The 10,710-nt window shown below is 30.8% G+C and carries 9 protein-coding genes; 4 read left to right on the top strand and 5 right to left on the bottom strand.

Annotated elements, in window-relative coordinates:
- The 3 genes from KPL44_RS24210 to KPL44_RS24200 form a co-directional block, all read right to left on the bottom strand.
- Positions 1-264, bottom strand: a 264-nt coding sequence (locus KPL44_RS24210) for a hypothetical protein (protein WP_216255827.1), incomplete at its 3' end; no start/stop codon positions are given.
- 345 nt (positions 265-609) lie between these two features.
- A complete protein-coding gene (locus tag KPL44_RS24205; RefSeq protein ID WP_216255824.1) occupies positions 610-1,851 on the bottom strand; it encodes an efflux RND transporter periplasmic adaptor subunit in 1,242 nt (413 codons plus the stop codon).
- Complete coding sequence (locus KPL44_RS24200; RefSeq protein WP_216255822.1) at positions 1,848-4,970, bottom strand: efflux RND transporter permease subunit; 3,123 nt, start codon at positions 4,968-4,970, stop codon at positions 1,848-1,850. The genes KPL44_RS24205 and KPL44_RS24200 overlap by 4 nt, the downstream gene beginning before the upstream one ends.
- A gap of 340 nt (positions 4,971-5,310) precedes the next feature.
- Here KPL44_RS24200 and KPL44_RS24195 point away from each other — a divergent pair, with 340 nt between their 5' ends.
- Genes KPL44_RS24195 through KPL44_RS24180 form a run of 4 tightly spaced genes read left to right on the top strand, consistent with a single transcriptional unit; the run spans position 5,311 to position 9,064 of the window.
- Complete coding sequence (locus tag KPL44_RS24195; protein ID WP_216255821.1) at positions 5,311-5,985, top strand: response regulator transcription factor; 675 nt, start codon at positions 5,311-5,313, stop codon at positions 5,983-5,985.
- A complete protein-coding gene (locus KPL44_RS24190; RefSeq protein WP_216255819.1) occupies positions 5,982-7,010 on the top strand; it encodes a sensor histidine kinase in 1,029 nt (342 codons plus the stop codon). Before KPL44_RS24195 ends, KPL44_RS24190 begins: the two co-directional genes overlap by 4 nt.
- Positions 7,011-7,022: 12 nt before the next feature.
- A complete protein-coding gene (locus KPL44_RS24185) occupies positions 7,023-7,778 on the top strand; it encodes an ABC transporter ATP-binding protein (protein ID WP_216255817.1) in 756 nt (251 codons plus the stop codon).
- Positions 7,778-9,064 (top strand): FtsX-like permease family protein, encoded by a 1,287-nt coding sequence (locus KPL44_RS24180; RefSeq protein WP_216255815.1) that lies wholly within the window; start codon positions 7,778-7,780, stop codon positions 9,062-9,064. The genes KPL44_RS24185 and KPL44_RS24180 overlap by 1 nt, the downstream gene beginning before the upstream one ends.
- A gap of 72 nt (positions 9,065-9,136) precedes the next feature.
- On the opposite strand, the gene KPL44_RS24175 is transcribed toward KPL44_RS24180, so the two are convergent.
- Together KPL44_RS24175 and KPL44_RS24170 are read right to left on the bottom strand one after the other, a co-directional pair.
- Positions 9,137-10,384, bottom strand: a complete 1,248-nt coding sequence (locus KPL44_RS24175; protein WP_216255813.1) for a S1C family serine protease — start codon at positions 10,382-10,384, stop codon at positions 9,137-9,139.
- 118 nt (positions 10,385-10,502) lie between these two features.
- Positions 10,503-10,710, bottom strand: a 208-nt coding sequence (locus KPL44_RS24170) for a hypothetical protein (RefSeq protein WP_216251084.1), incomplete at its 5' end; no start/stop codon positions are given.

Raw genomic sequence — 10,710 nt, 5'->3', positions numbered from 1 at the left:
TACATCTGGAAATATTGTTTTGCCTCGAAGACTAGCTGCACTATCACCTAACCCATCAGCTATAGCCATCGCCTTTATTAATTCACCATTAGTCATTTTTTTGTTAACATTCGTAACTGTACTGTCTATGATACCAAGCTGTTTCATCTTTGCAACAGAAGTTTTGTAATCTAACGTAGTTGCAAAAGCAAGATTAGGAACTATAACATTTATTAACATCGAAAACATTAATACAATACCCAAAAACGATTTTTTTATTTTCATTTTACCCCATCCTTTTTATTTATTATTTCATTTTCATTTAACACGGTAAATAAATGTATATTACGTAAAATGCAGTTATAATAATATATATTAATAGCTTCTCCGAAGTGAATTGCAATACGAGATGAATAAACTATTGAGATTTGATTTAGAAATTCTTGTTTTGCGATTGTAAAATTCTCGTAAGCTTGCCAGGAAGGCAAGCTAGCGAACCTGAGGCAGGACGCCGAATGTGAGCGATAGAGAATTTTACATGAGCAAAACATTAGAATTTCTTAATCAAATTTCTTGTTTAAAGTTCGTTTGCAAAGCACGGCGGAGAATTGCAGTTGTAGTAATATACATTTACTTTATAATTTTGACCTTTTGATTTTCATTTAAGAAACTCTGCCCTTCAGTTATTACTTGATCGCCAAGTTTTATACCATTGACAATCTCAGTTTGCACCGTATTTGATATTCCAACGACCACTTGTTTCTTTTTTAGTTTAGTAGCCTCAACTATATATACATATTGCACACTATTTTCTGTAAATATTGCTCCGTTTGGCACTATAGGTATATCTGCTTTTACAACACTTGGAAACTCAACTCTTAATATCATTCCTGGTTTTAATAAATTAGAAGGATTCTCTATTTTAAGCTTTACTGTATACAATTGTGTTTTAGCATCTGCAGAAGGACTTATGGTGTCCACTATACCTTGTACAATTTTATTATTCATAGATGATATTTGTACAGGTATTTTCTGATTTACTTTTACCTTTATAACATCTTTGTCTGTCATATTTACCTCAGCTCTTAGGCTACTTGTATCAATTATGGTAAATGCACTAACTGAACTTGCTACCACTTCGCCGACTTCAACATTTCGCTCAGATATAACTCCATTTATAGGTGATGTAATAGTAGCATTATTAATTTGTATTTGTGCTAAATCAAGTGACGCCTTAGCTTGCTGAACCTGACCTGCAGCCGCAGCATCAGTTTGTGGTCCTGTTTTTGATTTTAATAGTGATAAAGAGTCACTGGCGGTGCTAACCTGAAGCGATGCACTATCCATCTTTGATTTTGCGGAATCAAGTTCGCTTTTCGCAGAGTCTCCTATATTATATTGCTGATGAATTGTATTATAATTATTTTTCGCATCATTATATGCTGTTTTTGCAATATCTAATGTTGAATTTGCAGATATCAATTGCTGCGCGTATCCTGAATCACTGCTTTTAACAAGAGTTGCATTAGCAGTGTCAAGGGCTGCTTTCGCCTGATTATATTGCGCCGTAAGCTCCAATTTATCTAAGGTGAATAAAACATCTCCTTTTTTTACGCTCTGGCCAATATTTGCATTTACACCCTCAACTCTCCCGGCTATTTTGGAGGTAACCACCGTTTCGCTCGAGGCTGTTAATTCGCTTCCATATTTTGTAGTTGTTGTTATTGAAGACATGCTAACGGGAGTCGCCTTGACACTCTTTGAATTATCGCTCGTAGTGACACTTTTACTTGCACACCCCACTCCTATTAAAGTTATACTCAATGTAAGACTTATTAATAAAAACCCTTTAATCCCTTTAAGCTTCATCATAATGTAACCCCTTCATCTTTTTTATTAGATATTTTTTTCTTTTTAGAAAAGAACTTTTCATTAAAATCATCCATTAATGTATATACTACGGGAATAATTACTGGTGAAATAAGTGTAGATGTAATCATTCCTCCTATAAGTGCGACAGCCATACCTACCCTAAATTCACTACCTTCAGCAGTAGCGAGTGCTGATGGTAACATTCCAACTATCATAGTTGCAGTAGTCATGAGTATTGGTCTTAATCTTGTAACTCCAGATTCTAATAGTGCTTCTCTTAAAGGCATGCCTGTTTTCATAAGAGTCATTGTGTAATCTATTAATAATGTTCCACTTTTAGCTGATAGACCATCAAGCATTATTAATCCAATAATTGAAACAATATTTAAAGCATTTCCTGTAATAGCTAAGCCTATTAATGCCCCAATTAATCCACAAGGTAATGATAGCATCCTTAGTAAAGGTGTTAAAAAAGATTCATATAAAACAACTAGTATCATATATACAAGCATAACGGATAGAGCCATAGCTAAAATTAACGAAACAAAGGAATCGTTCATCTGCTTTTGATCACCGCCATAATCTAGTTCATAATTGGTTGGCAGCGTAATTTGGCTTACTTTTTTCTTAACCTCTGGTGTAATACTCCCAAGAGGTCTTCCTTCAATATTAGCTGAAATGGTGCCCATTTCCTTACGGTTTAACCTTAATGTTTGTTGTGGACTATCTGACATATAGATTTTTGCTAATTGATCAAGCGAAAATTGCATGCCAGCTGAATTAGCCACTTTTATTGTGGATAAATCCGCCATTGTGACTATTTGATCCTTAGTAAGTTTTACAACCACATCATATTCATCACCATTTTCCCTAAATACACCACCATCTACTCCCTTCACCGTCGTAGCACTAAGGGCTCTTGCTATCTCAGAAGGTGCAATTCCATATTTTGCAGTGGCAATCCGGTCAATTTCAACAGCGATTTGATTCTGATTCGCTTGAATATTGTTACTTATATCTATTATTCCTGGGACTTCCTGTATTGAATTCTGTACCTTAATGCTTAATTGCTTTAAAACTTCCTTATCAGGCCCCGTTATATTTATTGCAATAGGCTTACCTGGAGAACCCATTGCACTAGTTTCATCTACAGATATATCCATTCCTGTAAGCTTTTTGCTCCATTCACGTGCCTCTGAAGCAATCTGAGCTTGACCTTTTTTCCTTGACCCTTTTCCCACTAGATTAACATTAATTTGTGCAGAAGCTTCATTATTTCCATTACCAACAACAGTAAAGTAATTATTAACTTCTTTTATTGTATTTAAATGCTGTTCAATCTCTTTAACTTTATCATTAGTAAGTTTAACATCACTGTCTGCTCTAAGTTTTATATTAATTTTAAAGGCACTTTGATCCGTTGCAGTTGCAAATTCAGTTTTAATAAGTTTAAGAGGAATTAATGCAATACTAAGCACCAATATCAATGACACAATACTTACTACCTGCCATCTGTGATCTAGAGCAAACAAAAGATATTTCTTATAAAAGGAATAGAATTTATCAGTTATATTATCAACTATTCCTTTTATCTTATAAACTATTCCTTCTTTCTTGATTTTTTTATCCCTAAGCTCAACTTCTGAATTGTTTTCTTTTTCCTTTAATAATTTTGAAGCAAGCATAGGTGTAAGGGTAAAAGAAACAAGTAGGGAAAACAAGGCAGCAAAAACTACTGTAAGTCCAAACTGTCTAAAAAGTTGACCCATCATTCCTGACATAAAAGATATTGGGCCAAATACAACTACATCACATAAAGTTATGGATATAGCCGCCATACTTATTTCATTTCGCCCATCTAAAACTGCTTGCCTAAGAGGTTTCCCTAGGTTTATGTGTCTTTGAATATTTTCAAGTACCACTACAGAGTCATCTACAAGAATACCTATGCAGAGGGATAAAGCTAGTAGTGACAGCATATTAAGTGTAAAACCAAAAAGCGACATCATTAAGACGGTTCCAACAAGAGATGTTGGTATTGCAATAAATATTATCAAAGAAGACTTTGTGCTTCTAAGGAAAAGAAACATAACTAAAATTGTTGTAATAATACCCTCAACAAGACCATTTTTAACCTCCTTAAGTGAGGAAGTTATAAAACTTGATGAATCCGTTGTTATCTGTACGCTTGTTTGCTTTGGAAGACTCTCTTTTAGGACATCTAACTGTTTTTTTACAGCATTAGCGGTTTTAACTATATTTGCGTCACTTTGTTTTTGAACAAATATACCTATAGAATTTTTTCCATTTAATCTTACGAATTGTGTTTTATCTGGATAATCTAGTTTTACATCTGCAATTTCACCAAGTCTTATGGTTCCACCATTTGCCATTGGGATTTGGATGTTTTGTGCATCTTTTATATCTTTAAATTGAGCAAGTACTCTTATACTTTGATTAGAATCTCCTTGCTTAAATTGACCTGCTGGTATATTTAAGTTTTCACTTTTAAGTTTAGAAGTTATGGTATTAATTGCTATTCCATACTTATCTAAAAGTACTTTGTCCACATTAACAATTAATTCTTTATTATAAGCGCCCTCTAAGGTTACAGTACCAACACCCTCAACTTTCTCTAATGATTTCTTTATTACATCTGTACTGTCATATAATTTACTATAAGGAAGCGTGCTTGAGACAGAGAACATCATAATAGGAGCAGCATTTGCATCTAACTTACTTATTACTGGTTTTTGAGCATCTGTAGGGAGTACTACTTTTCCTAAAGCTTGTTGAACATCCAAAAACGCAGTGTTCATATCAACTCCCATTTTGAAAGTAATTGTAGTAGTACCATATCCTTCTGAAGATCCTGAATTCAGATTATCAATACCACTTATACCTGAAACTGCATCCTCTACCGGTTTAACTATATCATTTTCTATTTCTCCTGTACCAGCACCACCATATACAGTTGATATGGTTATTATAGGTGTATTCATTGAAGGAAGTAAATCTGCGCCAAGTTTTAAATATGCAGACACTCCGAGTACCACTATTAACAAAACCACCATAATAACGGCAATTGGCTTTTTCACGCAAAACTCTGTAATTTTCATTCTTGAATCCCCCTCTAAACTAATAATTAAAATATTATGACTACTCTATATACTAAAATTTATAATACTTACGTTATATATACATATATGTTCATTCTTATAATATAAACAGATTTCTGCTATATTTTACACATATTTAGTCACTTTATATACAGATTAAAGTCACAACTCTGTTACAAAGTTGTAACATTAGACAAAACATTAAAAGTAACCCTAACAAATTAATAAATTTTCAAAAATAGCATTATATAGCATTGAACAAAAGAAAAGGTTATAATGTAATTAATAAGACCGTAGGCCAAGCTTCCGGCTTTAATTAGAAAATTAGAGGTATATTGCTATGAATAAAATACTTGTTATCGAAGATGATATAAAATTAAGCAGTTTTATAAAGGAATTTATCGAAAAATATGCGTACAATGTAGTTTTAATAAATGACTTTAACAATATAGAAACTGAATTTTTTGAAACTAAACCCGATTTGATATTACTTGATATAAATCTTCCTTATTCAGATGGATTTCAGCTTTGCAGGGCTTTTAGGAGAGAATCTGATGTACCAATAATATTCATATCAGCCCGTAGTAGTGAATTTGAGCAAATCAGAGGGTTAGAAATGGGGGCGGATGACTACATAGTGAAACCCTTCAGTTTCGAACTTTTATTAGCTAAGATTCAGGCATCATTCAGAAGGGTCTGTGGGGAGTACAAAAGCTCTAATGGATTACTATTAAACAAAAAAAACTTTGAGATAAGTATTAATAATAATGTATTAGAATTATCAAAAAAAGAATTCCAGTTGTTAAATAAACTTGTATTAAATGAGGATGTTATAGTCACTAGAGAGGAACTACTAGAGGAATTATGGGATGAAACATTTTTTGTAGATGATCACACATTAACCGTCAATGTGACAAGGCTAAGAAATAAATTAGCTATGCTTGGGCTTTTGGATGTCATTAAGACTAAAAGAGGGCTAGGATATATCTATCAAAGCAAGGTGCTTATATTATGATTAAAAAAATATTTGTTAATTTTATAAAAGATAATTTAGGATACATTTTTTCCTTTTATTTGAGTATAATCATACTAATTATTTATTATAAATTAACGGTACATATATCAGAAATATTCTATCCACTGCTACTAGTCTCCACCGTATTTATTATCTATATGGTTATAGAGTGGCTTAAATATTACAATTTCAATATAAATGTTCAAGACTCAGAAAACTTAGAAATGAATAAGATTTTCCAGATAACAAATCAGCAAAGATGTTTTTATGACATATTAAAAACCACTCAAAAAAAATATCAAATGAAACTATCTAGAACCAATTCAGAAGAAATCGCCTTTAGATATTTTTTCTCCCAATGGGTACATAACATGAAAACTCCGGTTTCTATAATAAGCTTAGCATTACAAAAATTTGAAAGTGAACATCTAGATACACACGATATGCCATTAGCCATCTTTGCTATGGAGATAAAAGAGGAAAATGATAAACTTCATAATGGACTTGAACAACTTTTAAACATATTAAGAATGAATGAGTTTGTACGTGACTATGAACCAGAATCAGTAGATCTCGTAGATTCCCTAAAGGAGATTATCAATTTTAAAAAGAGCTTATTTATATATAATAAAGTATTTCCTCAAATTGAGCATAAAGAGGATAACATTAAAGTTTTAACTGATAAAAAATGGAATAAGTTTATGCTAGAACAAATAATAAATAATGCAGTGAAATACTCTGCAATAAAAGGCGAAAATAAGAATATAAAATTTATAATAGAAAAAACGGATAAATGCGTAAATCTTAAAATAGTAGATGAAGGTGTAGGAATTCCTAAAAGTGATATTAATAGAGTTTTCGAACCATTTTTCACAGGTGAAAATGGAAGAAAATATAGGGATGCTTCGGGTATAGGTCTCTACATAAGTTCACTTCTCGCAAAAAATTTAAAACATAAAATTGAAATACAATCAGAAAAAAATCTTGGAACCACAGTCACAATAACATATTTAATTGATTATTAAAGAGGTGATTAAATGGAGATCCTAACTGGAATTAATATAGTTAAAACCTATAGTAGCGAATTTGACGATAACTCATATAATGTACTTAATGGACTAGACATAGCAATACACGAAGGTGAATTTGCTGCGATAATGGGCTCCTCTGGTAGCGGAAAAACAACTTTATTAAACATATTTAGCGGAATAGATAAACCTACCACTGGGGAAGTTGAGATAATGGGTGTTAATGTAACAAATTTAAATGATAATAAAAGAGCTATTTTCAGAAGAGAAAAATTAGGAATGATATTTCAAGACTTTAATCTTTTAGAAGATCTTACCTTGAAAGAAAATGCAGTACTTCCTCTTTTAATGCAAGGAAAAAAACAAATAAGTATTGATAAAGAGGTGGATGATCTTTTTAAACTTATGAATATATATGATATTAAAGATAAATATCCTAGAAATGTTTCACAGGGTCAAAAACAGAGAGCTGCTTCATGCAGAGCCTTAGCTACCAATCCAAGAATAATATTTGCAGATGAGCCAACTGGAAATCTTGACTCAAAAGCAGCAAAAAAATTTATGAATTATATGAAACTTATAAATAGTGAAAGAAAAGTTACGCTTTTGCTTGCCACTCACGATTCGCTTACAGCAAGTTATTGTTCAAGAGTAATTTTTATAAAAGATGGGAATATTTTTGCAGATATCTATAAAAAGGAGGAGGATAAGCGATTTAATAACAAGATATTAGATTGTCTTGTTATTATGGGTGGTGATGACTAATGAATTATTTTATCATGGCTAAAAACTCCTTAAAAAGAAATATGCGAAAACAGATAACTTTTTTAATTACTTGCATAATTTGTGATACACTACTATTTTTATATACAACTTTATTTTATAATAATGGAACTGTATTAATTTCACTACCTCTTGTACTTAATAGTATTATATTTACGGCCTCCCTGGGCAATATTATAATGTTATTAAGCTTTTTTACTATCTACTCGTATACTTCTTATATAAAATTAAGAAGAACAGAGTTCAAAATAATGTTACTAATTGGAACGACCAAAACGGAACTAGCATTATGTTTATTATTTGAAAATCTAATTTTGATGTTTGTATGTATGACCATAGGAATCCTTTTAGGAACAATATTCTCAAAGTTCTTTTTCCTTTTAGTTATTAATTATCTTAACTTTCCAAATTTAGGAGTTTCCCTAAGTTCAGTGAATTATATGTCTACTTTTGAATTTTTTATAATTATCTACGTTATTATAACTTTAAGGACTACATACCTATTAAAAGATAATCATACTATTAATAATTTCATAGTAAGAAAATCTAAAAAAATAATAGGAAAAAAAATCAAACTAATTATATACGTGTTTCTTATTATAACAGATGTTTGTTGTATGATACACCAAACACGAATTAGGGGTAATAGTTTTTACTTTTATACTTGGATAGATTGTTTATTGATGATTTATGGATTGGTTTTCTACGGAAGTAAAATTATACCTTTAGCAATAAATAAAGGACATTATTTTAACAAAAACATTTTTCTATTGATGAAACAATCTGCCACGAATATTGAAAAAGATAGGGTATTCATATTTACATTGGCCTGCGTTAGTTTTATATTTATAAATTTTAATTTAATTTGTGAATACATAATATTTATTAAATATTCCATAATATCTATTAATGAACTAAAAGTATTAAGACTTATAATATTTTTAACAAATTTATTGTTTTTTACTATATCTTCTAGTATAACTTATTTTAAATTTCAAATGGAATTAGTTACTATTAATAAATATTTTAAAAAATTATATATGATTGGTATAACAAAAGAAGAATTTGATTTATTGGTTATATATAGACTTAGAAGTTTATTTTTTCTTCCCTGTACACTTTGTGCAATTACAAGCATAATATTAGTATTAACTATGCATATTCAGCATGTTAACCTTAACGAATTTATTATTGTAACATCTTATTTTTTCAATATATATGCTTATAAAAAAGCTGTACGATTGTATATGGAATCATCCCCATTATAGATGAATACTAACCTTAAATTTAAGATAAGTAATAAAGAAGGAAACCCTTCTTTTGAAAGGTTTCCTTCTTTGTTAATGAATAGCTCCCAGTATTGTTCTATTTGCTCCAATCCATCCTATACCTATAGTATTATCTCCTTTGATAAAATATGAGATAGGATTATTGTCATCATCATAAACTGTCTTATACTCTTTCCACCCATAAGAATTTAATAATTTAGCGTAATCCGTGTATTCAGAATTGCTTATAGCATAAAAATATTCAACGTAATCTTTCTCACTGCTAACTACATAATCATCATATTTTAGTCCTGTAGGTTGTGGTACATCAGCCAATAATGGAAGGAAACTTACCGTGTTACTCGTTGTACTATTAATTTGTAAAAGTGTCTTTTCATTACTAGTCGCTAAAAATGGTTTAACTTCATTAATAGGTATTACAAATCCTATATTTCCTGCTGAATCGAATCCTGAATAAGTTATTCCTATTACATTCCCTAACATATCAAATAATGGTCCACCACTTGATCCATAAGTGATACTTGCCGTAGTTTGGATATCATTCCCTCTTTCATTTTTTCTATTAATTCCGCTTACAATCCCTGTACTTAAAGAATTAGTATAACCTTGTGGACTTCCAATTGCAGCTACATTATCGCCTACTTCTACATTATCACTCCCCCCTAAAGTAACGGTGCTTAGATTCGTAGCATTTGATAATTGAAGCACTGCTATATCTTGTTTTTCATTATAATTCAAAACACTTTTAACATCATATTTTGTACCATTTTGAAGTGTAACACTTGCATATGATGATCCTTTAATAACATGAAAATTAGTAACAATAACGCCAGTAGACTTTACTATAAATCCACTACCACTAGCAATAGAATTATGATTTTTATCACTTACATCAACATAAACAACTGCATTCCCATATTTATTTATAATTTGTTTAGCAGTTAATTCACCAGTTACAGCTACCTCCGTAGTACCATCTAGACTTTTATCCTGTGCACCATAATTAATTGCTTTATTATTACCCTTATAAACTACAGCGGGTATAATACTTGCGCTTACAGTTTTTCCTGTAACATTATCTATCCAATTTCCCTCGAAATTTTTAACATAAATTAATCCACCGGAAACTATGTCATTACTAATTTCAGTAAAATTCGCTACATCATTAGCATAATCCAAACTTATAGCTTGATTTCCTATTACAACGGTGCCACTTGCCATCGCACCAAAAGTCGTAATATATGTTGATCCCGCTATAATTATTGTTGCAAAAAGTGACCTTATAATTTTTTTATTCATACTATTTTGCCTCCATCATCTGTTTTAGATTTCTTTAGTTATAATCAATAAGAAGGCAATCGCATTGTTTTGCGATCGTCTCCCATATTTTCCCTCATAAAATAAATAGTATTAGATTTTAATATATATCAACTATGCTACCATCTTCTCCTAGAATAACTTTAATGAAATTACCAGAATAATATTTTTCAAGTTTATTTTTATCAAAATATTTACCAATCTCATAAGTAGTACCATTAATTTTTATACTAGTTGCATTTATTTTATTTGGTGTAAAAGCATCAATATCTCCAAATGCACTTTTTCTACTAGCATAAATATAACGG

It is taken from the genome of Clostridium sp. DSM 17811, assembly GCF_018861905.1.
Classification (GTDB): Bacteria; Bacillota; Clostridia; order Clostridiales; family Clostridiaceae; genus Clostridium_AD; species Clostridium_AD frigoriphilum.
Note: the sequence above shows the minus strand (reverse complement) of the source record. Positions and strands in the feature narration are given on the sequence as shown.

Coding starts and splice junctions, on each gene's coding strand:
- KPL44_RS24205 (WP_216255824.1), bottom strand. CDS start 1,851: ATGATGAAGCTTAAAGGGATTAAAGGGTTTTTATTAATAAGTCTTACA.
- KPL44_RS24200 (WP_216255822.1), bottom strand. CDS start 4,970: ATGAAAATTACAGAGTTTTGCGTGAAAAAGCCAATTGCCGTTATTATG.
- KPL44_RS24195 (WP_216255821.1), top strand. CDS start 5,311: ATGAATAAAATACTTGTTATCGAAGATGATATAAAATTAAGCAGTTTT.
- KPL44_RS24190 (WP_216255819.1), top strand. CDS start 5,982: ATGATTAAAAAAATATTTGTTAATTTTATAAAAGATAATTTAGGATAC.
- KPL44_RS24185 (WP_216255817.1), top strand. CDS start 7,023: ATGGAGATCCTAACTGGAATTAATATAGTTAAAACCTATAGTAGCGAA.
- KPL44_RS24180 (WP_216255815.1), top strand. CDS start 7,778: ATGAATTATTTTATCATGGCTAAAAACTCCTTAAAAAGAAATATGCGA.
- KPL44_RS24175 (WP_216255813.1), bottom strand. CDS start 10,384: ATGAATAAAAAAATTATAAGGTCACTTTTTGCAACAATAATTATAGCG.